The organism is Enterobacter sp. QK-SA4, assembly GCF_056856775.1.
Map to the genome: position 1 here is coordinate 3,912,217 of NZ_JBXFXH010000007.1, position 25,818 is coordinate 3,938,034.

Annotated in this window: 23 protein-coding genes; 7 read left to right on the forward strand and 16 right to left on the reverse strand. The window is 54.3% G+C overall.

The genetic code is table 11. From position 1 onward, the window contains the following. Nucleotides 1-91: 91 nt before the first annotated feature. From lpxD to rpsB, 11 genes are all read right to left on the reverse strand, one after another. On the reverse strand, nucleotides 92-1,117 hold the full coding sequence (gene lpxD / locus AC1VYI_RS20535) for a UDP-3-O-(3-hydroxymyristoyl)glucosamine N-acyltransferase (RefSeq protein WP_047742778.1): 1,026 nt from the start codon (nucleotides 1,115-1,117) through the stop codon (nucleotides 92-94). Nucleotides 1,118-1,120: 3 nt separating this feature from the next. Then, nucleotides 1,121-1,615 carry a molecular chaperone Skp gene (gene skp, locus AC1VYI_RS20540; protein WP_023310460.1) on the reverse strand — a complete coding sequence of 165 codons (495 nt, stop codon included), beginning with the start codon at nucleotides 1,613-1,615 and terminating at the stop codon, nucleotides 1,121-1,123. Between the two features lie 121 nt (nucleotides 1,616-1,736). Further along, nucleotides 1,737-4,154 (reverse strand): outer membrane protein assembly factor BamA, encoded by a 2,418-nt coding sequence (bamA, locus tag AC1VYI_RS20545; RefSeq protein ID WP_023310459.1) that lies wholly within the window; start codon nucleotides 4,152-4,154, stop codon nucleotides 1,737-1,739. Nucleotides 4,155-4,183: 29 nt separating this feature from the next. Then, nucleotides 4,184-5,536 (reverse strand): sigma E protease regulator RseP, encoded by a 1,353-nt coding sequence (gene rseP / locus AC1VYI_RS20550; protein ID WP_059445822.1) that lies wholly within the window; start codon nucleotides 5,534-5,536, stop codon nucleotides 4,184-4,186. Between the two features lie 11 nt (nucleotides 5,537-5,547). Beyond that, nucleotides 5,548-6,405: a phosphatidate cytidylyltransferase gene (gene cdsA / locus AC1VYI_RS20555; RefSeq protein ID WP_023310457.1), complete on the reverse strand. Its 858-nt coding sequence runs from the start codon at nucleotides 6,403-6,405 to the stop codon at nucleotides 5,548-5,550. 12 nt (nucleotides 6,406-6,417) lie between these two features. Continuing rightward, entirely contained in the window at nucleotides 6,418-7,176 is a 759-nt protein-coding gene (ispU, locus tag AC1VYI_RS20560; RefSeq protein WP_024907522.1) for a (2E,6E)-farnesyl-diphosphate-specific ditrans,polycis-undecaprenyl-diphosphate synthase, read from the reverse strand. Nucleotides 7,177-7,362: 186 nt separating this feature from the next. Next, nucleotides 7,363-8,562, reverse strand: coding sequence for a 1-deoxy-D-xylulose-5-phosphate reductoisomerase (gene ispC / locus AC1VYI_RS20565; protein ID WP_182931550.1), 1,200 nt, complete (start codon nucleotides 8,560-8,562; stop codon nucleotides 7,363-7,365). Nucleotides 8,563-8,657: 95 nt separating this feature from the next. Continuing rightward, nucleotides 8,658-9,215: a ribosome recycling factor gene (frr, locus tag AC1VYI_RS20570; protein WP_003856180.1), complete on the reverse strand. Its 558-nt coding sequence runs from the start codon at nucleotides 9,213-9,215 to the stop codon at nucleotides 8,658-8,660. Nucleotides 9,216-9,382: 167 nt separating this feature from the next. Further along, nucleotides 9,383-10,108 (reverse strand): UMP kinase, encoded by a 726-nt coding sequence (gene pyrH / locus AC1VYI_RS20575; RefSeq protein WP_008501910.1) that lies wholly within the window; start codon nucleotides 10,106-10,108, stop codon nucleotides 9,383-9,385. Nucleotides 10,109-10,258: 150 nt separating this feature from the next. Then, nucleotides 10,259-11,110, reverse strand: coding sequence for a translation elongation factor Ts (gene tsf / locus AC1VYI_RS20580; protein ID WP_014882627.1), 852 nt, complete (start codon nucleotides 11,108-11,110; stop codon nucleotides 10,259-10,261). A 117-nt stretch (nucleotides 11,111-11,227) separates the two neighbouring features. Beyond that, a complete protein-coding gene (rpsB, locus tag AC1VYI_RS20585) occupies nucleotides 11,228-11,953 on the reverse strand; it encodes a 30S ribosomal protein S2 (RefSeq protein ID WP_003856207.1) in 726 nt (241 codons plus the stop codon). Nucleotides 11,954-12,274: 321 nt separating this feature from the next. Here rpsB and map point away from each other — a divergent pair, with 321 nt between their 5' ends. From map to AC1VYI_RS20605, 4 genes are all read left to right on the forward strand, one after another. Continuing rightward, nucleotides 12,275-13,069, forward strand: coding sequence for a type I methionyl aminopeptidase (gene map / locus AC1VYI_RS20590; RefSeq protein WP_023310454.1), 795 nt, complete (start codon nucleotides 12,275-12,277; stop codon nucleotides 13,067-13,069). Nucleotides 13,070-13,132: 63 nt separating this feature from the next. Further along, nucleotides 13,133-15,808 (forward strand): bifunctional uridylyltransferase/uridylyl-removing protein GlnD, encoded by a 2,676-nt coding sequence (glnD, locus tag AC1VYI_RS20595; protein WP_029741204.1) that lies wholly within the window; start codon nucleotides 13,133-13,135, stop codon nucleotides 15,806-15,808. 32 nt (nucleotides 15,809-15,840) lie between these two features. Next, nucleotides 15,841-16,665 carry a 2,3,4,5-tetrahydropyridine-2,6-dicarboxylate N-succinyltransferase gene (dapD, locus tag AC1VYI_RS20600; RefSeq protein WP_008501915.1) on the forward strand — a complete coding sequence of 275 codons (825 nt, stop codon included), beginning with the start codon at nucleotides 15,841-15,843 and terminating at the stop codon, nucleotides 16,663-16,665. 111 nt (nucleotides 16,666-16,776) lie between these two features. Then, the gene (locus AC1VYI_RS20605; protein ID WP_014168696.1) at nucleotides 16,777-17,163 is read left to right on the forward strand and encodes a DUF3461 family protein; all 387 of its coding nucleotides are present in this window, start codon (nucleotides 16,777-16,779) and stop codon (nucleotides 17,161-17,163) included. A 92-nt stretch (nucleotides 17,164-17,255) separates the two neighbouring features. On the opposite strand, the gene cdaR is transcribed toward AC1VYI_RS20605, so the two are convergent. The 3 genes from cdaR to dgt all read right to left on the reverse strand — a co-directional run bounded on the left by cdaR (nucleotide 17,256) and on the right by dgt (nucleotide 21,642). After that, a complete protein-coding gene (cdaR, locus tag AC1VYI_RS20610; protein WP_023310452.1) occupies nucleotides 17,256-18,413 on the reverse strand; it encodes a DNA-binding transcriptional regulator CdaR in 1,158 nt (385 codons plus the stop codon). 146 nt (nucleotides 18,414-18,559) lie between these two features. Beyond that, nucleotides 18,560-19,996, reverse strand: a complete 1,437-nt coding sequence (degP, locus tag AC1VYI_RS20615; protein ID WP_134866789.1) for a serine endoprotease DegP — start codon at nucleotides 19,994-19,996, stop codon at nucleotides 18,560-18,562. A gap of 131 nt (nucleotides 19,997-20,127) precedes the next feature. Further along, on the reverse strand, nucleotides 20,128-21,642 hold the full coding sequence (gene dgt / locus AC1VYI_RS20620) for a dGTPase (RefSeq protein WP_045355182.1): 1,515 nt from the start codon (nucleotides 21,640-21,642) through the stop codon (nucleotides 20,128-20,130). Between the two features lie 82 nt (nucleotides 21,643-21,724). On the opposite strand from dgt, the gene mtnN reads away from it, so the two are divergent. From mtnN to AC1VYI_RS20635, 3 genes are read left to right on the forward strand one after another with little or no spacing between them, the layout of a single operon-like run. After that, nucleotides 21,725-22,423 carry a 5'-methylthioadenosine/S-adenosylhomocysteine nucleosidase gene (gene mtnN, locus AC1VYI_RS20625; protein WP_014882620.1) on the forward strand — a complete coding sequence of 233 codons (699 nt, stop codon included), beginning with the start codon at nucleotides 21,725-21,727 and terminating at the stop codon, nucleotides 22,421-22,423. Beyond that, nucleotides 22,416-23,216 (forward strand): vitamin B12 ABC transporter substrate-binding protein BtuF, encoded by an 801-nt coding sequence (btuF, locus tag AC1VYI_RS20630; protein WP_134866790.1) that lies wholly within the window; start codon nucleotides 22,416-22,418, stop codon nucleotides 23,214-23,216. Before mtnN ends, btuF begins: the two co-directional genes overlap by 8 nt. 27 nt (nucleotides 23,217-23,243) lie before the next feature. Further along, on the forward strand, nucleotides 23,244-23,867 hold the full coding sequence (locus tag AC1VYI_RS20635; protein WP_023310447.1) for a TRIC cation channel family protein: 624 nt from the start codon (nucleotides 23,244-23,246) through the stop codon (nucleotides 23,865-23,867). A gap of 93 nt (nucleotides 23,868-23,960) precedes the next feature. On the opposite strand, the gene erpA is transcribed toward AC1VYI_RS20635, so the two are convergent. Next, entirely contained in the window at nucleotides 23,961-24,308 is a 348-nt protein-coding gene (gene erpA, locus AC1VYI_RS20640; protein WP_023310446.1) for an iron-sulfur cluster insertion protein ErpA, read from the reverse strand. Between the two features lie 79 nt (nucleotides 24,309-24,387). Continuing rightward, complete coding sequence (gene clcA / locus AC1VYI_RS20645) at nucleotides 24,388-25,788, reverse strand: H(+)/Cl(-) exchange transporter ClcA (RefSeq protein ID WP_023310445.1); 1,401 nt, start codon at nucleotides 25,786-25,788, stop codon at nucleotides 24,388-24,390. Between the last annotated feature and the right edge of the window lie 30 nt (nucleotides 25,789-25,818).

Sequence of the window (25,818 nt, forward strand, 5' to 3'; positions counted from 1 at the left end):
TGTCAAAATGTACTGATAACAATAATAACACGGCCTGCCGGTTTATTAGAAAGCCGACAGGCCGGGAAAAATAGCGTTCAACGGATGACGCTTAATCTTGTTGATCGATCTTACGCTCAAGAGACTTGAGGCGCTTGCTCATATCATCAATGTTCATCACCAGAGCTGCTGTTTTACGCCATACCTTGTTGGGTTGTAGCGGAATACCTGAGGAATACACGCCAGGTTCAGTGATAGGACGCATTACCATGCCCATTCCCGTCACAGTCACCTTGTCGCATATTTCCATATGGCCATTAATCACGCTCGCGCCGCCAATCATGCAATAACGGCCAATTTTCAGGCTGCCTGCCATGATGACGCCACCCGCAACCGCGGTATTGTCGCCAATCACAACGTTATGCGCAATCTGGCACTGGTTATCGATGATAACACCATTGCCAATGATCGTGTCGTCAAGCGCGCCACGGTCAATGGTGGTACAGGCGCCGATCTCTACGCGATCGCCAATAATAACGCGACCAAGCTGCGGGATCTTAACCCAGTTACCGCGATCGTTAGCGTAACCAAAGCCATCAGAACCAATGACGGTGCTGGACTGGACGAGGCAATTTTCGCCAATTTCAACGTCATGATAAACGGACACGTTGGCCCATAAACGGGTCCCGGCGCCGATTTTCGTATTTTTCCCAACGAAGCAGCCCGGGCCAATGACGACGTTATCGCCCAGCACAACGCCGGATTCGATAACCGCATTTGCGCCAACGGCGACGTTGTTACCCAGCTTAGCCGTCGGATCAATCGCTGCGCTGGCAGCAATGTTCTGGGCCGGCTGCGGCGTGGTATCAAGAATTTGAGCCATGCGTGCATACGTCAGGTAGGGGTTTTTCACTACCAGCGCGCTTACAGTGGCAAATGGAAGATCGTCCTGCGTCAGAACAACAGCTGACGCCTGGCATTGAGCCAGTTGCTCACGGTACTTAGGGCTTACCATGAAGGTAATCGTGCCAGCTTTAGCAGATTGCATGGACGCAACAGCGGTGATGACGAGATCGCCATCACCGTGTAATTCTGCATCCAACTGCTGAGCTAAATCAGCCAGTCGAATTGAAGGCATTACTTATTTAACCTGTTTCAGAACATCAGCGGTGATGTCTTTAACATCTTTGCTGTTGAAAGCGACGGCGTTCGCATCAACAACCAGATCGATGCTCTGATCGGCAGCTACTGCTTTAACAGCAGTCTGAATGCGAGTCACCAGCTTGCCACGTTCTTCGTTAGAACGACGCTGACGATCCTGCTCGAAAGCCTGAGCTTTCTGGGAGAACGTCTGACGCTGAGCCATTACGTCTTTTTCCAGTTTGCTGCGCTCGCTTGCTTTCATGGTAGAACCATCACGCTGCAGACGCTGCATTTTGGACTGAAGATCGTTTTCCATACCCTGCAGTTCGCTTGCACGGCCTTTGAATTCGTTTTCCAGAGTCGCAGAAACACCCGTTTTCTGTGCAACCTGCTGGAACAAATTACCCATGTTGACGATTGCAATTTTGTCTGCTGCCTGAGCAGAAGTTGCCATCGCTAAACCGAGACCTGCAGCTAATAACCACTTTTTCACAATTAACTCCTTACCATCCCATTGGCACCAGAAGGTACCGTTCTTTGCGTGGCAAGGCGACCGTTTTCCGATCGCCAGTTGTCAGCGCTACACTGCCAACGCATTCCTTTGCAGCGGATTATTACCAGGTTTTACCAATGTTAAACTGGAATTGCTCCGACTTATCTCCATCATATTTCTTAAACGGCTGGGCGTAAGAGAAGACCAACGGCCCCAGCGGTGACATCCATTGTAATGCGATACCGGCAGACATGCGAATATTGCTCGGATCGCTATAATCTGGAACGCCTGCCGCACGCATCTGGGCTGTATTCTGCCAGTTGGTATCCCATACTGTACCGGCATCCCAGAAGAAGGACGTACGGACAGAGTTCGCGTATTTATCACTGATAAACGGCGTTGGTGTGATGAACTCCAGGCTGGCCACCGCCATTGCGTTACCGCCCACCGCATCATCAGAGCTACAGACTTCGGAGGAGGAAGACTTATAACAGTTGTCTTTGTCGTTCCCGCCGTAGTAGACCGCTTTCGGACCAATGTTATTGGACTGGAAGCCACGAACGGTGCTGGAACCACCCGCATAGAAGTTTTCGTAGAATGGCATTTCTTTGCCACCCAGACCATCTCCATAGCCCCAACGGGTACGACCCAGGACTACCCACTTATGATCGTCATCAATCGGGAAGTAGGATGCGGTATCCAGCGTGACCTTGTAGAACTCGTTATCGGAACCCGGTACGGTAACTTTACCGTTCAGGTTGACGCGAGAACCTTCCGTTGGGAAGTAACCACGGTCAAGGCGGTTATAGGTCCAGCCGTAGTTAAAGGTGAAGTCATCCGCAGCGAAACCGTTATTATCACTGGACTTACTTGCCGACTGACCAATAGAGTCCAGGTAACGCCACATTGCCACCTGCGGTTGCATGTTGGACAGGTCGTTATGCACGTAGCCCAAGCCTGCACGCAGGGTGTTGTATTCGTTAACCGGGAAGCCAAGCGTACCGTCTACACCGTAACTCTTGTTGGTGTATGAAGACAGGTCCGCGTCATCTGCTTTAAAGTCGTTATAGAAGATACGACCGCCCAGGCTCACACCGTCTACGGTGAAGTATGGGTTAGTCACAGAGAACTCAGAGTAGGTCTGGTAGTCGTTTTTGGTGCCGTTAATACCGACAGAGTAACCCGTACCCAGCCAGTTATCCTGCTGCACGCCGACCTGGAAGCTTACGCCACTTTCAGTACCGTAGCCCACACCGAAGTTAAAGCTACCGGTGTTGCGCTCTTTCACTTTATATACGACATCAACCTGATCCGGGCTGCCCGGTACGCGCTGGGTATCGGTATCCACCGTTTCAAAATAGCCCAGACGGTTCAGACGCTCTTTACCCTGATCAACGAGGTCGCTTCCCAACCATGCGCCTTCCATCTGACGCATTTCGCGACGCAGAACGGAATCTTTGGAGGTGTCGTTACCGACGAAGCGGATCTTACGCACGTAGAAACGGTTCCCCGCATCCACATTCACGTGCAGCTTAACGGTTTTATCCGCGTCATTGATTTCCGGCTGAGTCTGTACGCGCGGATAGGCATAACCGTAGCGGCCGAGCAGCTTCTTAATGCTGTCTTCCATTTTGGTTACTTTAGAACCGCTGTACAGGTCGCCCGGCTGAATTTTGGTCAGCGATTCGATTTCAGCAGAATGCCCCGCAAGGTTACCACTCACTTCAACACCAGAAAGCTTGTACTGCTCGCCTTCGGTGATGTTAACCGTAATGTAGATGCCTTTCTTGTCCGGAGTCAGACTGACCTGAGTCGAGTCGATGTTGAAACGCGCATAGCCACGATCGAGATAGTAACTGCGCAGGGTTTCAAGGTCGCCCGCCAGTTTTTGTTTCTGGTATTTGCGATCGCCTACCACGTTCCACCATGGCACTTCATCGCGCAGCTGGAAGGTGGAGATCAGTTCGTCGGTGCTGAACGCGTGGTTGCCGACAATGTTGATCTGCTGGATCTTCGCAGAAACACCTTCCTGGAAGACCAGCTTCAGGTCAACACGGTTACGCGGCAGCGGAGTGACAACCGCTTTCACGCTGGCGCTGTATTTACCGACGCTGTAGTAGAAGTCTTCCAGACCTTTTTCAATGTCTGAAAGGGTTGTGCGGTCCAGGGATTCACCCACACGAACACCGGATGCTTCAAGGTTCTGCTTGAGCATGTCATCTTTCACCGACTTGTTACCGGAGAAAGTGATACTGGCGATCGTCGGACGTTCTTTTACCTGTACCAGCAGCGTATCACCATCGCGCAGGACGCGGACGTCCTCAAAGTTGCCGGTGGCAAACAGAGCACGGATGGTGTTACTGATATCATCATCATTAACCGTATCGCCGGGGCGTACAGGCATACTGAGGAGGGCCGCACCAACGGCGACACGCTGGAGGCCTTCGAAATGAATGTCTTTCACTACGAACCCGTCAGCACCGTATACGGTGGCGCTGCTAAACAGCAGCGACGCTATGAGCAACTTTTTCATCGCCATCGTTATTATGCGTTCTTCCTAACACTCTCTTACAACCGAGAGAAATCATTGAAAAGTGCAAGCCCCATTAACAGCACCAGCAAAATCGAGCCAATGCGATAACTAAAGTCTTGAACTCGCTCGGATACCGGTCCGCCTTTTAGCTTTTCAATTGCCAAAAACAGCAGATGACCCCCGTCTAAAACGGGAAGCGGGAACAGGTTGATTATCCCAAGGTTCACGCTAATGAGCGCGAGGAACATGAGATAGTAAATCACCCCGAATTCCGCTGACATCCCAGCCCCCTGAGCAATCGAAATTGGCCCACTGAGGTTGTTCAGTTTCACATCACCGGTTATCAATTTCCCCAACATGTTGACCGTCAGCTTCATCAGTTGCCATGTTTTATCCGTGGCTTCAAGAATGGCGCTGAACGGCCCATACTGGCGTATTGTCTTGTACTCATCTGGCAGCGGGATCACTTTCGGCACAACGCCTGCGAACCCTTCTGCCTTTTTGCCGACCGACTTGGTATCCGGGATCAGCGTCAGCGAAAGCGGACTGCCCTGCCTTTCAACTTCCAGCGCGAGAGACGTTCCCGGATTATCGCGCACCAGAGTAACAAAGGTCATCCACTCTGTTAATGGTTGACCATCGACTTTAACGATCCTGTCGCCCGCTTGCAAACCCGCTTTGCTCGCCGCCGAATTTGCCTGTACTTCGGCCAATACCGGCTCGATCTGCGCGCCGCGTGGACGAATGCCCAGCGCAGCAACGGGATCTTCTTTGTCTGGCTCGAAACGCCAGTGACGTAAATCGAGTACTTTGTCCTGACGCGTATCTGAACCAAACGGCGATATGCTGATGGTAGTCTGCGGATCGCCAATTTTAGCTACCAGCTGCAGTCGCACGGCATCCCAATCAGGGGTTTCGATGCCATCAATCGCTTTAAGTTCCATCCCGGATGTAATTTGCGCACTCGCCGCGATGGAATTGGGGGCAATTTCACCCACCACCGGACGTACGCCCGGGACGCCGATGATAAACACCAGCCAGTAAGCGAAAATCGCAAAGATGAAGTTGGCTACCGGTCCGGCAGCAATGATGGCGGCGCGTTGTCCAACGGTTTTATTGTTGAATGCGCTGTGTCGCAGCTCAGGAGCGACAGGCTCGACGCGTTCGTCGAGCATTTTGACGTAGCCGCCCAGCGGGATAAGGGCGATGACAAATTCCGTGCCGTGGCGGTCGGTGCGCGTCCAGAGTGATTTCCCAAAACCGATGGAAAATCGCTCTACGCGCACGCCACAGCGGCGAGCAACCCAGAAATGGCCAAATTCATGCACGGTAATCAGTACACCCAGTGCAACAATGAACGCCGCCAGATTCCAGAGAATGCTCAGCATAAAACCTTCCGTTAAATCGTCCCGAATACCAGTAAAAGCAAACACGCAAACACTGGAACAGCCGCTGTCAGGCTATCAATGCGATCCAGTATACCGCCATGCCCTGGAATCAGGTGTCCACTGTCCTTAATCCCTGCTTCACGCTTAAACATACTTTCGGTTAAATCACCGAGCACGGAGGCAAGCGCAGCAAAAATCGAGCACACCAGCAGTATTGACGGTGCCACTTCAAGATTCGCCCAGACGCCGTAGCCCCAGGAGATGATCGCAGCCGTAAACAGGCCGCCGATGAATCCTTGCCAGGTTTTGCCCGGGGAAACCTTCGGTGCCAGCTTATGTTTGCCAAACAGTTTACCAAACATATAGGCCCCGGAGTCAGCCCCCCAGACCAGAATCATCACATAAAGCAGCCAGATCGCACCGCTGTAGTGGTTTTCGTCGTAGTGCCAGGCTCGCAGCGCAACCATACCCCAGAAAAAAGGAATAATTGTGAGCAAGCCAAAAATCAGTCGCAGCACTTTTGAATTACGCCATAATGCCGCTGAACCCGGATAAAAAAGAACCAGCAACAGCGCGGCAACCCACCAGGCCAACGATATCCACAAGGAACCGGCAACCAGGGGCTGGTGAATATCATGGTGATATTCAGGCAACGTAAACAGCATTATGGCCAGGATAAAGCCACAAAGTACCGCAAGCCATACTCGCTGAGTGCGCGAGGTAAAGCCGCTAAACTGTCCCCATTCCCACGCGGCGAGCATGCACACCACCAGCGTGACAATAGCGAATCCCACCGGGGGCAGTAAAAACAGCGCCGCTATGACAATGGGTATTAATACAAAAGCGGAAATCAGGCGATACTTCAGCAAAAGCTACCCCCATCAGGCTTTGTCGCCACCAGGCTCGGTGCCGCCGAAACGACGCTCTCGATTGGCAAAGGCATGCAGCGCACCTTCAAAGTCTTGTTCATCAAAATCGGGCCAAAGAACATCTGTAAAGTAAAGTTCGGCATAGGCAATTTGCCATATCAAAAAGTTACTTATGCGATGTTCCCCCCCTGTCCTAATTACCAAATCCACAGGTGCCTGTTCATTCATGCAGATTTGCTTGCTCAGCGCCTCTTCATCAATTTGGTCGGGTCTCAACAGCCCTTCCTGAACCTGTTCGGCCAGATGCCGAACGCCCTGGATAATATCCCAGCGTCCGCCGTAATTCGCCGCAATATTCAGCGTCAGACCGGTATTATTTTCCGTCAGCGCTTCTGCTTTACGAATCCGTTCCTGCAAACGTGAGTTGAAACGACTGGTATCGCCAATGATACGCAGGCGGACGTTGTGGCGGTGCAGGCTTTTTACTTCGCTGTCTAGCGCCCACACAAACAATTCCATCAACGCAGTCACTTCCTGCAGAGGTCGATTCCAGTTTTCACTGCTAAAAGCATAGAGCGTTAACGCATCAATGCCGTTGTTAGCGGCAAAAGAAACGGCGCGGCGAACGGATTTCGCCCCCGCTTTATGCCCAAAGGCTCGTATCTTCCCTTGTCTTTTCGCCCAGCGGCCATTGCCATCCATAATGATTGCTACATGACGGCAGCCATGAGCTGGCAAATTTTCGCTTATTGGTTGATTCGCAGACAACATAACGCGTTTTTTGTCCCTGAAAAGGATTTAACGGTACTCAGGAATACTGAAGCCTATACATAAAAAAGCCGTGTCAAACCACGGCTCACCTGACCACATTAAGTCAAATACCTGCGATCAGGTGGCGCAGACTATATCACTGAAGCCCAACGCTAACAAATAGCACGACGACTAGTGCTTGCTTTATCACCAGCTTGCGAGACGTGTCACCTGTTGACGCGCAATATTACGCGCAGCTGCATCCACCGCCAGCACCTCTTCCACGCTTTGTGGTTCGCGCAAATCCATCATCTCCAGCACCGATAAATTTAACGACGCGATATCGGTAAAACGAATTTGCTGATTCAGAAATGCCTCAACGGTAATTTCATTGGCTGCATTAAGTGCCGTCGTCGCCGCCTGCCCCTGGTCAAAGGCATTCATCGCAAGCTTCAGACAAGGATAGCGGTCGTAGTCTGGTTCACTGAACGTCAGGGAACTTAGCTTGCAGAAATCAAGCGGCTTCACGCCGGATTTCACTCGATTTGGCCACGCCATTGAATGGGCAATCGGCGTACGCATATCCGGCTCGCCCAACTGTGCCAGCACGCTGCCATCCTGATAACGCACCATCGAGTGAATCACCGATTGCGGGTGAATCAGTACTTCCATCTGTTTCGCTGACGCATTAAACAGCCAGCGTGCTTCAATGTATTCCAGACCTTTGTTCATCATGGTGGCAGAATCAACGGAGATTTTACGCCCCATCGACCAGTTCGGATGACGGCACGCCTGATCGGGTGTCATTGCACGCAGTTCAGACAGTGGCGTTTCACGGAACGGGCCACCAGACCCGGTAAGCAGAATAGACACCACGCCATTCTGCTCCAGGTCAGCGTACCCCAGGTTCTGTTGAAAAGGTTGCGGTAAACTCTGAAAAATCGCGTTGTGTTCGCTGTCGACCGGCAAAAGACGCGCGCCGCGCTGCTTCACCGCATCCATAAACAGGCGTCCGCAGGTGACCAGCGACTCTTTATTGGCCAGCAAAACATCTTTACCGGCATCAATCGCGGCAAGAGTGGGCAATAATCCTGCCGCGCCGACAATGGCCGCCATCACCTGATCCACCTCGTCCAGCCTCGCCATCTCGCAGGCCGCCTGCTGGCCACTCAGCACTTCGGTTCGGCTGCCCTTTTCACGCAGCTGTGCTGTCAGCAGACGCGCGCTCTCTTCGTCATCCATCACCGCATAGCGGGGCGCAAACTCCAGGCACTGTTCGACCATTCGCTGCACATTCTTACCGGCCACCAGCGCTGTCACGGTGTAAAGTTCAGGATTATGGCGAACGACGTCGAGAGTGCTGCAACCGATAGAGCCGGTTGAGCCGAGGAGTGTTAAATGCTTCATGGGATGCCCGAAAAAAGTTAGACCAGATAAAAGCAAAACGCCGCCAGCAAGACCTGAAGTCCCTCTGAACGGCGTTTATCAGTGTACGACAGAAATCAGAACTGCATCAGTTCCGCTTCTTTTTCTGCCAGCGCCGCATCAATTTTCTTGATGGCCGCGTCGGTCATTTTCTGAATGTCGTCCTGAGAACGACGATCGTCATCTTCGCTGATCTCTTTTTCTTTCAGCAGTGCTTTCACTTTATCGTTCGCGTCGCGACGGACGTTACGCACGGATACACGACCCTGCTCAGCTTCGCCACGAACGACTTTGATCAGATCTTTACGACGCTCTTCCGTCAGCGGAGGCAGTGGAACACGGATGTCTGCGCCCGCAGAGCTTGGGTTCAGTCCGAGGTCAGAGGCCATAATCGCTTTCTCAACGGCCGGGCTCATAGAGCGGTCGAAGACGTTAATTTTCAGCGTACGGGTATCTTCTACCGTCACGCTCGCCAGCTGGCGCAGAGGGGTTGGCGTACCGTAATATTCTACGATGATGCCATCCAGCAGGCTTGGGGAAGCACGGCCAGTACGGATTTTGCTGATTTGGTTTTTGAACGCTTCTACGCATTTGTCCATGCGTACTTCAGCATCTTTTCTGATGTCGTTAATCACGTTACGAATCCTTGAAAACTTGTCTCAGGCAGACTATCCGCCAGCACAGCGCTACAGGTGTGCTAAGTATAGTCGCGTTTAATTCATGACAACGCCAAAGGCGCGCCCGGGTAAGATACCACTACAAAATAAAGCGGAATCTTACCTGTATTTATCGTCAACGGAAATTATTCCGTGATCAAAGTGCCTTCTTTTTCGCCCATGACCACGCGACGCAGTGCGCCAGGCTTATTCATGTTGAAGACACGGATCGGCAGTTTGTGGTCGCGAGCCAGCGTGAAGGCGGCAAGATCCATCACTTTCAGCTCTTTATCCAGCACTTCGCTGTAGCTCAGCTGATCGTACATGGTGGCAGAAGGATCTTTTGCCGGGTCGGCAGTAAACACGCCGTCTACTTTGGTCGCTTTCAGTACCACATCGGCTTCGATCTCGATACCGCGCAGGCAGGCGGCGGAATCGGTTGTAAAGAACGGGTTACCCGTACCGGCGGAGAGGATCACCACGCGGTTGTTGCGCAGCAGGCTGATGGCTTCTGCCCAGCTGTAATTATCGCATACGCCATTCAGAGGAATAGCGGACATCAGGCGGGCGTTCACATAGGCGCGATGCAGTGCATCACGCATCGCCAGGCCATTCATGACGGTTGCCAGCATACCCATGTGGTCGCCCACAACGCGGTTCATCCCCGCTTTCGCCAGACCAGCACCACGGAAAAGGTTGCCACCGCCAATGACCACGCCAACCTGGATACCCAGTTCGACCAGTTCTTTGATTTCCTGTGCCATGCGATCAAGGATGCTTGCGTCAATACCGAAGCCTTCCGATCCCTGCAGCGCTTCGCCACTCAGCTTAAGCAGAATGCGTTTGTACACGGGTTTTGCATTGGTAGCCATGTTTCTTTCCTGAGACTGTCAACGATTAAGATGGGGGTTAATTCTGGCGACATGATATGCCGCAAATCAGCACAGCGATACTGGAGCCTGTCTGATTTCCTGTGACGGGTGACAAAAAGAAGCCGCCCTCAGGCGGCTCCTTTTCAAACATTAAGACTGCTTGGACATTGCAGCAACTTCTGCTGCGAAGTCAGTCTCAACTTTCTCGATGCCTTCGCCCACTTCGAAGCGGATGAAGCCAGTTACGTCAGCGTTGTGCTCTTTCAGCAGCTGAGCAACAGACTTGCTTGGGTCCATTACGAATGGCTGGCCAGTCAGAGAAACTTCGCCGGTGAATTTCTTCATGCGGCCTTCAACCATTTTCTCAGCGATTTCTTTTGGCTTACCAGACTGCATCGCGATGTCCAGCTGAACCTGGTACTCTTTCTCTACCACTTCAGCAGACACGTCTTCTGGCTTAACGAATTCTGGTTTGCTTGCAGCGATGTGCATTGCCAGCTGTTTAACCAGCTCTTCGTCAGCGCCTTTAGCCGCAACCAGAACACCGATACGTGCACCGTGCTGGTAAGAGCCCAGAACGTCGCCTTCCAGAGAAGATACGCGACGGATGTTGATGTTCTCACCGATTTTAGCAACCAGCGCAACACGTTCTTCTTCGAACTGTGCTTTCAGAACTTCAACGTCAGTGATTTTACCCGCAACAGCTGCGTCCAGAACTTTGTTAGCAAATGCCTGGAAACCGCCATCTTTAGCAACGAAGTCAGTCTGGCAGTTAACTTCCAGAATGATGCCGTAGTTGCCGTCGATCTTAGTGATGATCACGCCGTCAGCAGCAACGTTGCCTGCTTTTTTAGCTGCTTTGATCGCACCGGATTTACGCATGTTTTCGATTGCCAGCTCGATGTCGCCGTTCGCTTCAGTCAGCGCTTTTTTGCAATCCATCATGCCTGCGCCAGTACGCTCGCGCAGCTCTTTTACCAGGGATGCGGTAATTTCAGCCATTCTTAAATCCTCGGGAGATGTGAACTGCCCGGCCGGGGGCCAAACAGTGTAAATTGAAAAAAGGGGCCGGTAATGGGCCCCTATTCATACACGGTACTAATAAGGGGTAAAACCTTATTATTCAGCTTCTACGAAGCTTTCTTCCGCCTGAGAAGCCAGATCCTGGGAACGGCCTTCACGAACGGTAGCAGCTACAGCGCTCAGGTACAGGCTAACAGCACGGATTGCGTCGTCGTTACCCGGGATAACGAAGTCAACACCGTCCGGATCGGAGTTGGTATCAACGATAGCGAATACCGGGATACCCAGGTTGTTAGCTTCTTTGATTGCGATGTGCTCGTGGTCTGCATCGATTACGAACAGCGCGTCTGGCAGGCCGCCCATATCTTTGATACCGCCCAGGCTGTTTTCCAGCTTGTCCAGTTCACGAGTGCGCATCAGCGCTTCTTTCTTAGTCAGCTTGTCGAAAGTACCGTCCTGAGACTGGGTTTCCAGATCTTTCAGGCGTTTGATGGACTGACGAACAGTTTTCCAGTTGGTCAGCATGCCGCCCAACCAGCGATGGTTCACGAAGAACTGGTCGCAGCTGTTAGCAGCATCTTTCACAGCTTCGCTTGCAGCGCGCTTAGTACCAACGAACAGAATCTTACCTTTACGGGAAGAGATCTTGTTCAGCTCAGCCAGGGCTTCGTTGAACATTGGTACAGTTTTCTCAAGGTTGATGATGTGAACTTTGTTACGTGCGCCGAAGATGAAAGGCTTCATTTTCGGGTTCCAGTAACGGGTCTGGTGACCAAAGTGAACACCAGCCTTGAGCATGTCGCGCATGGAAACAGTTGCCATGTTTAAAACCTCTATATTGAAAGTTGGGGTTATGCCTCCACGTATCCCATATTACCGACCCCGAAGGGCACCCCGGAATATGTGCCGATACGTGTGTGTTGTTACACAAAGTGAGATTTGTCGCTTCCGTCCAGCCTGTGTATCTGAGATGGATCGGAAGTCCGGCGCGCTTTATACCACAAAACACGACCAGAAACCAACAGTTGTTGGCGGAGTGTGCTGTTAATGATTCTCAATTTGGCACGGAGCGTGCCTGACTGATACCATTGACGACACTTAGACTAGTATTGTCGAAAAAATCGACACCGATGGACAGATTACATGGCTATCTCTATTAAGACACCTGAAGAAATTGAAAAGATGCGCGTCGCCGGTCGTCTGGCCGCGGAAGTGCTGGAAATGATCGAGCCGTTCGTGAAGCCGGGCGTCAGCACCGGTGAGCTGGACCGTATCTGTAACGACTATATCGTAAACGAGCAGCACGCGGTTTCCGCCTGCCTCGGCTACCACGGTTTTCCGAAATCCGTCTGCATCTCTATTAATGAAGTGGTGTGTCACGGTATTCCGGACGATGAAAAACTGCTGAAAGATGGCGACATCGTCAACATCGACGTAACCGTCATTAAAGACGAATACCACGGTGACACCTCAAAAATGTTCATCGTTGGCAAGCCGACTATTCTTGGCGAGCGTCTGTGTAAAGTGACGCAAGAGAGCCTCTATCTGGCGCTGAAAATGGTTAAACCGGGTATTCGCCTGCGTACCATCGGTGCGGCAATCCAGAAGTTTGTGGAAGCAGAAGGTTTCTCCGTGGTGCGCGAGTACTGCGGTCACGGCATTGGTCGCGTCTTCCATGAAGAACCGCAGGTCCTGCACTATGACGCAGATGACGGCGGCGTGGTGCTGCAAAAAGGCATGACCTTTACCATTGAGCCGATGGTCAACGCGGGTGACTACCGCATCCGTACCATGAAAGACGGCTGGACGGTGAAAACCAAAGACAGAAGCTTGTCTGCGCAGTACGAGCATACTATTGTGGTAACAGACAACGGCTGCGAAATTATGACGTTGCGCAAGGATGACACCATCCCGGCGATACTGACGCACGATGAATGATAAAAAAGCCGGCAAATGCCGGCTTTTTTAATGGCTATAGCTTTTTCTTATGGGTGGCGCACGATGAGTAATCTTTTACCCGAACAGTATGCTAACACAGCACTTCCCACCCTCCCCGACCAGCCCGATAACCCGGGCGTCTGGCCGTCGCACGAGCTGACCTGCGCGCATATTAAAGCCCATATGGATGTTTTCCATCGCTGGCTGGGCAGCGCGTTCGACGCAGGCGTGTCGGCCGAGCAGCTCATTGAAGCGCGCACCGAATTTATCGACCAGCTGCTGCAGCGCCTGTGGATCGATTACGGGTTTGGGCAAATCAGCGACGTTGCTCTGGTTGCCGTCGGGGGCTATGGCCGCGGTGAGCTGCATCCGCTTTCCGATATCGATCTGCTGATCTTAAGCCGCAAAAAGCTGCCGGACGAACAGGCGCAAAAAATTGGCGAACTGCTGACGCTGCTCTGGGACGTAAAGCTGGAAGTCGGCCACAGCGTGCGCACCCTGGAAGAGTGTCTGCTGGAAGGGTTATCGGACCTGACCGTAGCCACCAACCTGATTGAAACCCGCCTGCTGATTGGTGACGTCGCTCTGTTCCTGGAGCTGCAAAAACACATCTTCAGCGACGGCTTCTGGCCGTCAGAAAAGTTCTTCGCCGCGAAGGTCGAGGAGCAAAATCAGCGCCACCAGCGCTACCACGGCACCAGCTATAATCTTGAACCCGATATTAAAAGCAGCCCAGGCGGCCTGCGCGACATCCACACCCTGCAGTGGGTCGCCCGCCGCCATTTTGGCGCCACCTCGATGGACGAGATGGTCGGCTTCGGCTTTTTAACCGAGGCCGAGCGTAACGAGCTGAACGAGTGCCTGCACCTGCTGTGGCGCATCCGGTTTGCCCTGCATCTGGAAGTCACCCGCTACGATAACCGCCTGCTGTTTGACCGCCAGCTCAGCGTGGCTCAGCGTCTGAATTATCAGGGCGAAGGCAACGAGCCGGTTGAGCACATGATGAAGGATTTCTTCCGCGTCACCCGCCGGGTGACCGAGCTGAACCAGATGCTATTGCAGCTGTTCGACGAGGCCATACTGGCCCTGACGGCGGACGAAAAGCCGCGCCCGATTGATGACGAATTCCAGCTGCGCGGCACGCTTATCGACCTGCGCGACGAAACGCTGTTCATCCGCGAGCCGGAAGCGATTCTGCGGATGTTCTATACCATGGTGCGCAACAGCACCATCACAGGCATCTACTCCACCACCCTGCGCCATCTGCGCCATGCGCGCCGTCATTTGACGCAGCCGCTGTGCTATATCCCGGAAGCGCGTTCGCTGTTCTTGAGCATGCTCCGCCACCCGGGCGCCGTCAGCCGCGGCCTGCTGCCAATGCACCGCCACAGCGTGCTGTGGGCCTATATGCCGCAGTGGTCGCACATTGTCGGGCAAATGCAGTTCGATCTGTTCCACGCCTACACGGTGGATGAACACACGATCCGCGTGATGCTCAAGCTGGAAAGCTTTGCGAAAGAAGAGACGCGCTCCCGCCACCCGCTCTGCGTGGAGCTGTGGCCGCGCCTGACCCATCCGGAACTGATCCTGATTGCCGCCCTGTTCCACGATATCGCCAAAGGTCGCGGCGGTGACCACTCGGTGCTGGGCGCGCAGGATGTGCTGAAATTTGCCGAACTGCACGGCCTGAACTCGCGTGAAACGCAGCTGGTGGCCTGGCTGGTGCGCCATCACCTGCTGATGTCGGTCACCGCGCAGCGTCGTGACATTCAGGATCCGGAAGTGATCAAGCAGTTCGCTGAAGAGGTTCAGACGGAAAACCGCCTGCGCTATCTGGTCTGCCTGACGGTGGCCGATATCTGCGCCACCAACGAGACCCTGTGGAACAGCTGGAAGCAGAGCCTGCTGCGCGAGCTGTACTTCGCCACCGAAAAACAGCTACGTCGCGGGATGCAAAACACCCCGGACATGCGCGAACGCGTGCGTCATCACCAGCTGCAGGCGCTGGCGCTGCTGCGGATGGATAATATTGATGAAGAGGCACTGCATCAGATTTGGGCCCGCTGCCGCGCCAACTATTTTGTCCGCCATAGTCCAAACCAGCTTGCGTGGCACGCGCGGCATCTGCTCAAGCACGATCTGTCCCAGCCGATGATCCTGCTGAGCCCGCAGGCCACCCGCGGCGGGACGGAGATTTTCATCTGGAGCCCGGACCGACCTTACCTGTTTGCTGCGGTCTGCGCCGAGCTGGACAGGCGTAACCTGAGCGTTCATGACGCGCAGATTTTCACCACCCGCGACGGCATGGCGATGGACACCTTTATCGTGCTTGAGCCGGACGGCAGCCCGCTCTCGTCGGACAGGCATGAAGGGATACGTTTTGGTCTGGAACAGGCGATTACCCAGCGCAGCTGGCAGCCCCCGCAGCCGCGTCGCCAGCCGGCGAAATTGCGCCACTTTACCGTCGATACCGAGGTCAATTTCCTGCCGACCCACACCGACCGTAAATCGTTCCTGGAGCTGATCGCGCTCGACCAGCCGGGGCTGCTTGCTCGCGTCGGCCAGGTTTTTGCCGATCTGGGAATTTCGCTCCATGGGGCCCGAATTACAACGATTGGCGAGCGAGTAGAAGATTTATTTATAATCGCGACAGCGGACCGGCGTGCCCTTAATAATGACCTGCAGCTTGAAGTGCAACAACGGTTGACAGCAGCCCTCAATCCAAACGATAAAGGGTGATATGTTTTTTAGTGAAATGGAAAGAGTAAACAATGCAGCAGTTACAGAACGTTATTGAGTCCGCTTTTGAGCGTCGCGCCGAGATTACCCCGGCAAATGTGGATACCGTGACCCGTGAAGCGGTAAACCAGGTGATTTCCCTTCTGGATTCCGGCGCGCTGCGCGTGGCAGAAAAAATCGACGGTCAGTGGGTCACTCATCAATGGCTGAAGAAAGCCGTGCTGCTCTCTTTCCGCATCAACGATAACCAGGTTATCGACGGAGCAGAAAGCCGCTACTTCGATAAAGTGCCAATGAAATTCGCTGACTACGACGAAGCGCGTTTCCAGAAAGAAGGCTTCCGCGTGGTACCGCCTGCGGCGGTTCGCCAGGGTGCGTTCATCGCACGTAACACCGTGCTGATGCCATCCTACGTGAATATCGGTGCCTACGTTGACGAAGGCACCATGGTCGACACCTGGGCGACCGTCGGTTCCTGCGCGCAGATCGGTAAAAATGTTCACCTGTCCGGCGGCGTGGGCATCGGTGGTGTTCTGGAGCCACTGCAGGCTAACCCGACCATTATCGAAGACAACTGCTTCATCGGCGCGCGCTCTGAAGTGGTTGAAGGCGTGATCGTTGAAGAAGGTTCCGTGATCTCTATGGGCGTTTACATCGGTCAGAGCACCCGTATTTACGACCGTGAAACCGGTGAAGTTCACTACGGTCGCGTTCCGGCGGGCTCCGTGGTGGTTTCCGGCAACCTGCCGTCAAAAGATGGCAAATACAGCCTGTACTGTGCGGTTATCGTGAAGAAAGTGGATGCGAAAACGCGCGGTAAAGTGGGCATCAACGAATTGCTGCGCACCATCGATTAATCGGGTATAACAAAAAGCGGGGGCAACCCCGCTTTTTTTATATCTGAGGGTGGCGAAAATAGATTTTTTCGTTAATTATTCAAAGGTTATGTTGAGATCAAGGGTACCGCTATGTACGATAATCTGAAAAGTCTGGGCATTACCAATCCTGATGAAATTGATCGTTACAGCCTCCGTCAGGAAGCCAATAACGATATTCTGAAAATCTATTTTCACAAGGACAAAGGAGAGTTTTTCGCCAAAAGCGTGAAGTTTAAATATCCACGCCAGCGTAAGACCGTTGTGGCTGACGGTGTAGGACAGGGCTACAAAGAAGTACAGGAAATCAGCCCTAACCTGCGCTATGTGATCGATGAACTCGATCAGATCTGCCAGCGCGACCGCACCGAAGTCGATCTCAAGCGTAAGATCCTTGACGATCTGCGTCACCTTGAAAGCGTTGTAACAAATAAGATCAGCGAGATTGAAGCGGATCTTGAGAAATTAACGCGGAAATAAAAGCAAAACGGCAATCCTTGATTGCCGTTTTTAGTGTTTGCGCCCTCTCCCCGTCGGAGAGGGATGGGGTAAGTGCACCAGACCGCACTCAGTCATCTCTGCTCGTCCAGCTGAAGCGCCACATACAGCAGCAGCCTGTCGTCAAAGTTTCCCAGATCCAGCCCCGTCAGCTCTGAAATCCGGTTTAACCGATACTCAAGCGTATTGCGGTGAATAAACAGCGCCTTCGAGGTCGCCAGCGGCTGCACGTTATGGCGGAACCACGCCTGCAGCGTCCGGCGCAGCAGGCCGTTGTTGTCCATGGCTTTCAGACGCGCCAATGGCCGCGCCAGCTCATTGGCCTGCCAGCCCCCGCGCAGGCTGTCGAGCAGCACCGGCAGCATCAGGTCCTGATAGAAATAGCTGCGGCTCTCCGGCATCCGCTGCTTGCCCACCATCATGGTGGTGCGCGCGGTACGCCAGGAGCGGGCGATACTGCCCGGCCCGGTAAAGTAGTTGCCCAGCGCAACGCGAAAACGCAGCTGGCCGTTCTCCTCCATCCGGGAGATCAGCTGCTCCACGCGACGACGATGATCGTCGGCATCCCAGCGGCCGAACGCATTGAGCGCGGGTTTGAGGACCACCATTTCCGTCAGAGAAACGATCGCCACCAGGTTATCGCGCTCCGGCGTCGCCAGCGCATTTTGCAGCTGCTGCAGCTCGGCCATCGCGCTGTCCACGCCAAGCTGGCCGCTATCGACCTCAATGACCGCTACCACGCGCGGCTGGTTGAGATCGATCCCCAGACGCTGCGCCCATTCGCTGAGCGCAGGCGTATGCTCTTCCGCCTGAATAAGGTTCATCACCAGCTCTTCACGCAGGCGGCTGTCCTGGGCAAGCAGGTGCATCAGGCGCGACTGCTCCAGCATCATCTCAGCCGTCATACAGACCAGCTCACCGTATTTTCGCAGTGACTCGGGCTCGCCGGTGAGGCCGATTACCCCCACAATTTCGCCTTCAAGACGCAGCGGTAAATTGATGCCCTGACGTACGCCGTGCAGGTGTTTCGCTACCGCATCGTCGATATCCACGACCCGCCCCTGAGAAAGCACCAGCAGCGCACCTTCGTGCAATTCCCCAATACGCTCGCGATCGCCGCTGCCAATAATGCGCCCGCGGGCATCCATTACGTTGATATTGGTATCAATGATGCGCATGGTGCGCGCCACGATATCCTGCGCCATTTTTGTATCAAGATGCCAGCCAGCCATGTAACCCTCCCGTGAGCAGAGCTCAAGCATAGGGAAGTTCAGCGACGGCTGCATTGTGCGAATGCACAAAGAAAGAGGGAGAAGTAAGGAGTTGCGGTAAGCGTCACAGAAACGAGAAAGCCCCTGCGAACAGGGGCTTCAGAGAATTACTGCATCAGCAGATAAAGAGAGGTATCACCACGCTGAATATTCAGCGCCAGTACGGAAGGCTTGCTCTCAAGAATTTTGCGCAGTTCAGCGATGTTATTCACCGGCTGCTGGTTAGCGCCCATGATCACATCGCCTTTTTTCAGGCCGATACGGGCTGCCGGTGAATTCGCTTTCACGTTGTTCACCACCACGCCTTTGTCTGCGCCTTTGTTGCTCATCTCGGCACCTTCAATCCCGCTGAAGATGGTGCTGGAATCCACCTGATTCTGGCTGCTCTGCTGCAGCTCCAGGCTCACGTTAACCGGCTTACCGTCGCGCAGCAGGCCGAGGGTCACTTTACTGCCAATCGGCATCGAGCCCACTTCGGCACGCAGGGCAGCAAAGCTGCTGATCGGTTTACCGTTCAGGGAGGTGATCACATCCCCCGCTTTAATGCCCGCTTTCGCCGCGGAGGAATTCGGCATCACCTGGCTGACGAATGCCCCGCGCTGAGCGTCAACTTTCATCGCCTTAGCCAGTTCGGAGTTCAGCTCCGTACCGAGGATACCCAGCTCGCCGCGTTTCACCTGACCATACTGCACCATCTGCGAGGTCAGGTTTTTCACCATGTTACTTGGGATAGCAAAACCGATACCGATGTTGCCGCCGTCCGGAGCCAGGATAGCGGTGTTGATACCGATCAGCTCACCGTTCAGGTTCACCAGCGCACCGCCGGAGTTACCGCGGTTGATCGCCGCATCCGTCTGGATGAAGTTTTCGTAGTTTTCCGCGTTGAGGCCGCTACGACCCAGCGCAGAGACGATACCGGATGTCACGGTTTCACCCAGGCCGAACGGGTTACCGATCGCCACGGTATAGTCGCCCACGCGCAGCGCGTCAGAGTCGGCAATTTTAATCGCCGTCAGGTTTTTCGGATCCTGAATCTGGATCAGCGCAATGTCGGAGCGCGGGTCTTTACCCACCACTTTGGCGTCAAACTTGCGGCCATCGCTCAGCTGAACCTTAATGCTGTTCGCGTTATCGACAACGTGGTTGTTAGTGACGACGTAGCCTTTCGCCGCATCAATAATTACCCCCGAGCCAAGCGCCATGAATTTCTGCTGCTGGCCGCCGCCCTGGCTGTCATCCCCGGCACCGCCGCCCTGACAGAACGGAGAGCTCTGGAATGGCGAACCGTCCTGGCAGAACGGCGAGTTGTCGCCGAAGAACTGCTGGAAGTTACGCGGCATACGCGGCGTATTGACGGTCGTGCTGCCCTCAACGTTAATACTCACCACCGATGGCATCACTTTTTCGAGCATCGGTGCCAGGCTTGGCATCTGCTGCGCGGTTGCTGCCGACGACGCGGTCTCGGCTGCAGTAGCAGTCAGAGGAGACAGCGCTAAACCTAAACTCAGAGCCAGTGCACTCATTGCTAATGTGGTTTTTTTCATGTTTCTCAATCTCGATTTACAGGTAACGCAAAATTGCTGTGTAACTCAGATTCGTTTTATACCGCTTAGTTCCGGCGATAAGTTTATGGAAAAGGTAAAAATTTATTGGCCGTCTTTACAAAACTCCGGAATTATTCCACCGCCATCAGCTTGCGGTATTCATCCCAGGCATACAAATCCGTCATGCCGCTGATATAGTCCTGGATAAGACGGCAGCGATAATAATATTCCATCACCGGCCATTCGGGAGAGTTGCGTTCCAGCTTGCCAATCGCTTCGACATACGCCAGACGATGCCGGGTAGAGAGTTTTTGATAAAGCCGCGATTCGATGGGTATTCTGCGCACGCGCTCGTGTTCCACCAGTTCGCTGAATTCATCGACCGACAGCTGAAGCAACGGGGAATAAATTTCCAGTAACCCACTGATTACCCGATAGCCCTGCAGCTCCAGCTGCTCGACATCCGGATGGCTGAATACATGTCGCATCGCCACATGTTTATAAAGCTCAAGGAGTTGACTGAAACTGCTGTCATCTTCCAGCAGCGCGTGGTTGAATTCCCCGCTGAAAATGAGCGGCAAATTATCAATAAAACGCGACGCCGCATACGGCACCAGTTTATTTAATGTATTGACCCGCAAATACATAAAGAACTGGTCTTCCGTACTGCGGCTTAATGTATTTGAGCGCGATTTTTCCCAGGCATTTTCGACAACCTGCGCAAACAGCGAACCTTTTTCATGGGTGCCCCAGGCCGCATAAAGATGCTGATAAAGCTCCTCGACGCTGAAGATTCTTTTCTCCACGGCATCTTCCAGATCGGCCACGCAATAGGAAATATCATCCGCGGCTTCCATAATCCAGGTCAATGGAAAGCGGCCGTTTGGCGTCAATGAAAGTTCTTTACGTAACCGTTCAATATAGGCCTCTTCGGAAAGGTAATAGCCCGGTTTTTTCATTAAATAGCTGTGGGACGCGGGCGTATCCCCCATCCACCACGCGGGGCGCGTATATTTCAGAATGCAGCCAACCTGTGCCCAGGTCAGGTTCATGCGCATCAGGGAATGGACCAGCCGGATCCCCTGCGCGTTGCCCTCGAAGTGACACAAATCCTGGCGCACTTTGCGGCGCAGGTCGTTCAGCCGCTCTTCACCTTCACGCAGGCGTAAATCGCGTACGATGCAGCGGTCATCGCTGAGGGGCTGGCTTACCGCATCCGAAGGATAAAGCCGCTGCTTAAACCAGTCATTGATCGCCGCCTCACCAAAGTGGCCGAAAGGCGGGTTGCCGATGTCATGCATCAGGCAGGCCATCTCAACGATGCTCTCGAAGGGCCCCGTCAGCTCATCCAGACCATAGGCTTCCAGTAAACGCTGCTCTTTGAGACGGCTCAAAATCTCTTTGGCAATGTAGCGCCCGACCTGCTGCACTTCCATCGAGTGGGTTAAGCGCGTGCGCACCGCGGCGTTACGCTCCAGCGGGAACACCTGAGTTTTTTGCTGCAGACGGCGGATGGCAGGCGAGTTAACGATCCGCCCGCGATCGCTCTCGAAGATACGCAGGATCTCATGTTCGCTCTTGTCGCCCTGCGGCGAACGGAAACGTCGGTGCCAGTTAATTTTGGTACGAAAATCGATTGGTGACATGTGCTCCCCCGCGTGAGAATGCGTTTCCCCTTAACCGCATGATAGACTATGCATCTTAACAAGGCACATCGCGAGTAAATCTATGAAAATCGGCATTATTGGTGCAATGGAAGAAGAAGTTACGCTGCTGCGTGACAAAATTGAGAACCGTCAGACCCTCTCTCTGGGAGGTTGTGAGATCTACACCGGCCAGCTGAACGGTGTTGACGTGGCTCTGCTGAAATCAGGCATCGGTAAAGTGGCTGCTGCGCTGGGTGCAACCCTGCTGCTTGAGCGCTGCAAGCCGGACGTGATCGTGAATACCGGCTCTGCGGGCGGCCTGGCGCCGACGCTGAAAGTGGGCGATATCGTTGTCTCCGACGAAGCGCGTTACCACGATGCCGACGTCACCGCGTTCGGTTACGAGTACGGACAGCTCCCGGGCTGCCCTGCTGGTTTTAAAGCTGACGACAAGCTGATTGCGGCGGCAGAGACCTGCATCGCAGAACTCAACCTCAACGCGGTACGCGGTCTGATTGTCAGCGGTGATGCCTTCATCAACGGCTCCGTTGGGCTGGCGAAAATTCGTCATAACTTCCCTCAGGCGGTTGCCGTTGAGATGGAAGCGACCGCGATCGCTCATGTTTGCCATAACTTCAGCGTACCCTTCGTGGTGGTTCGCGCCATCTCTGACGTGGCAGACCAGCAGTCCCACATCAGCTTCGACGAGTTCCTGACCGTTGCGGCAAAACAGTCCACCGTGATGGTGGAGCGCCTAGTGCAGAATCTGGCACGTGGCTAAACATACCGTCAGGGCGCTGGCCGCCCTGCTTCTTCTCGCACCGCTGTGGCTCTATGCGTTACCGCGCGTGATTACCCTCTCTCCCGCAAATACTGAACTGGCGTTTGCCGCCGGGATCACGCCCGTTGGCGTGAGTAGCTTTTCGGATTACCCACCGCAGGCCGCGGGTATTGAACAGGTGGCAACCTGGCAGGGGATGAACCTTGAGCGCATCGTGGCGCTTAAACCGGATCTCGTGCTGGCCTGGCGCGGCGGCAACGCCGAGCGGCAGGTCAACCAGCTCACCTCGCTTGGCATAAAGGTCATGTGGATTGACGCCGTCAGCATTGAGCAGGTCGCTCAGGCGCTACGCGCCCTGGCCCCCTATAGCCCTACGCCCAAAAAAGCCGAGGCTGCGGCGAAACAGATGCTGAGCGATTATGCCGCGCTGAAATCCCGATACGATACCCCTGTTAAAAAGCGCATCTTCCTGCAGTTTGGCAGCCAGCCGCTGTTTACCACCGGAAAAGGGTCGATTCAGAACCAGGTGCTGGAAGTCTGCAGCGGTGAAAACATCTTTGCTGCCAGCCGGGTACCCTGGCCGCAGGTGAGCCGCGAGCAGGTTCTGGCGCGCCAGCCGCAGGCCATCGTCGTGGTCGGAAATGCGAGCGAGATTCCTAAAATTGAACAATTCTGGCAAAGGCAGCTAAAAATTCCGGTGATCCCGCTCAACAGCGACTGGTTTGAACGCGCCAGCCCGCGTATTATCCTCGCCGCAAAACAGCTCTGTGCCGCGCTGGCAGAGAGTCACTAACATAAGACCCTTTTCGAGGATTTAACGATGCTCGTTTATTGGCTGGATATTCTTGGCACAGCCGTTTTTGCTATCTCCGGCGTTCTGCTCGCCGGAAAACTACGCATGGATCCGTTTGGCGTGCTGGTGCTGGGCGTCGTGACCGCCGTCGGCGGCGGGACTATCCGCGATATGGCGCTGGCGAATGGCCCGGTTTTTTGGGTGAAAGATCCTACCGATCTGGTGGTCGCGATGGTCACCTGCCTGTTAACCATTGTGCTGGTTCGCCAGCCCCGCCGCTTACCCAAGTGGATATTGCCGGTACTGGATGCCGTGGGTCTGGCCGTGTTTGTCGGTATTGGCGTCAACAAGGCGTTTAATGCGGGTACCGGTCCGATGGTGGCGATCTGCATGGGCGTATTAACCGGCGTGGGCGGTGGGATCATTCGCGACATTCTGGCGCGTGAAGTGCCGATGATCCTGCGTACTGAAATTTACGCAACGGCCTGCATTGTGGGCGGGATTGTTCACGCTACCGCGTACTACACCTTTGCCCTCCCGCTGGAAAATGCCGCGATGCTGGGGATGGTCGTGACGCTGGTGATACGCTTAGCGGCGATACGCTGGCACCTGAAGCTGCCGACGTTTGCGCTGGATGATAATGGCAGGTAAAAGCAAAACGGTAACCGCAAGGTTACCGTTTTGAGTATTTACGCCCTATCCCTGTGAGAAAGGGACGGAGTAACGGCATCAGCCCGCACTCTCTTAGATGCTGAACGAAGATCCACACCCGCAGGTGCTTGTCGCATTCGGGTTAGTGACCACAAAGCGCGAACCTTCCAGACCCTCGGTGTAATCCACCGAACCACCCACCAGATATTGCAGGCTCATCGGGTCAACCACCAGCGCGACGCCCTGTTTCTCGATAGTCATATCGCCATCGTTAACCTGATCGTCAAAGGTAAAACCATACTGGAAGCCGCTGCAGCCGCCACCGGTAATATAGACACGCAGTTTCAGATCCGGATTGTCTTCGTCGGCAATCAGGACTTTCACTTTGTTGGCTGCTGCTTCGGTAAATTCGAGCGGTACAGCTACTACGTCATCACTCATCTTATGCTCCCATGAATACTGCTATTGGGTAAAATTCACCCAATTCTTTGTCTCATTATCTAATACCCTGGTAATTCATTCAAGTATTCTGCGTGGCGGCCCGTTCAGCCTCTTGTTTCGCCAGGGTACGTGCGAGGATGGTGGAGTATAACGGTTTTCCACCCAGGAACTGGGCTAATAGTGTCGCGCCGAGGCAGGTAATGATCATTGGCAAAATGAGCTGGTAATTGTCCGTCATCTCCAGCACCAGCACGATCCCGGTCAAGGGCGCACGCAGGGACGCGGCCAGCAGCGCCCCCATTCCGGCCACCGCAAAGGTCCCGGCTTCAAGGTGATAGGCGGGAAAGCCCACTTCAGCCGCCATACCAAATGCGGTCCCGAGCAGCGTACCCAGCGCCAGCATCGGGGCAAAAATCCCCCCGGGCGCGCCGGAAGAGAAGCACAGTACCGTCGTGATAACCCGGGAGATAAACATAAACAGCAGCAGACCCACGCTGAAATTCCCCGCCGCCGCAATGGGAATCAGCCCGAACCCGCCGCCTGCGGCATTCGGCTCGATAAACCCGAGTACGCCACACATGCCGCCCAGCAGACCACCCATCAGCACCCATTTCGTGGTGTTCCCGCCGTGAATGCGCTGGAACATATCCTGAGTGCGCAGGATAAAGGTGTTAAACAGCGGCCCCACCACGCCAAAAATCATGCCGAGGATCAGGTAAAGCCACAGGGTATTGACCGGCGCGTTGGTGAGTTTACCCACCTCAATGACCGCGCCCTCGCCATTAAAGATGCGAAACACGATGCTCGACATAATGACGCCGGTAAACACCGCTTTAATCGAGATCAGGTTGTAGCGGAACTGCGCGCGCATCTCTTCAATAATAAACAAAATGCCCGCCAGCGGCGCGTTAAACGCGGCGGAAAGCCCAGCCGCCGCGCCGGTTGCCAGCAGCGTATGGCGCGCTTCGGCGCTTCGCATCCGAAACAGATCGCCCACCATGCGGCCGACGTTCCCCCCCAGCTGTACCGTGGGTCCTTCCCGTCCAAGCACCATTCCCGCGCCCAGAGTCCCCATGCCGCCGATGAACTTAACCGGAATCACCCGCCACCAGCGCACCGGACGCAGCTCCTCGAGCGCGCCCTCAATTTCCGGGATGCCCGATCCCCCCGCCTCCGGCGCGAATTTACGCACCAGAAAATACCCCACCATGGCAAACAGCGCGGACAGCCCGAATGCCCACACCCAGACCAGCCATTCGCTGTCGGCGAAACCGGCCACGGTGCCCACTCGCCAGTTGAGTACGGCATTAACCGCTTTTTCAAACGCTACGCCAACCAGGCCCGCGAGAGTACCCACCACGGCAGCGGCCAGCAGGATCGCCAGCGGCGTTTTATCGCGATTGAGCAGCCGCCGAATGCTGATTCGGTGCTGGGCGCGCGTAAACTGTTGTTCTTCAAAAGACGGAGAATCTGATTTCATGTCCTGTTCTTATTTGTCACACAAAAAGCC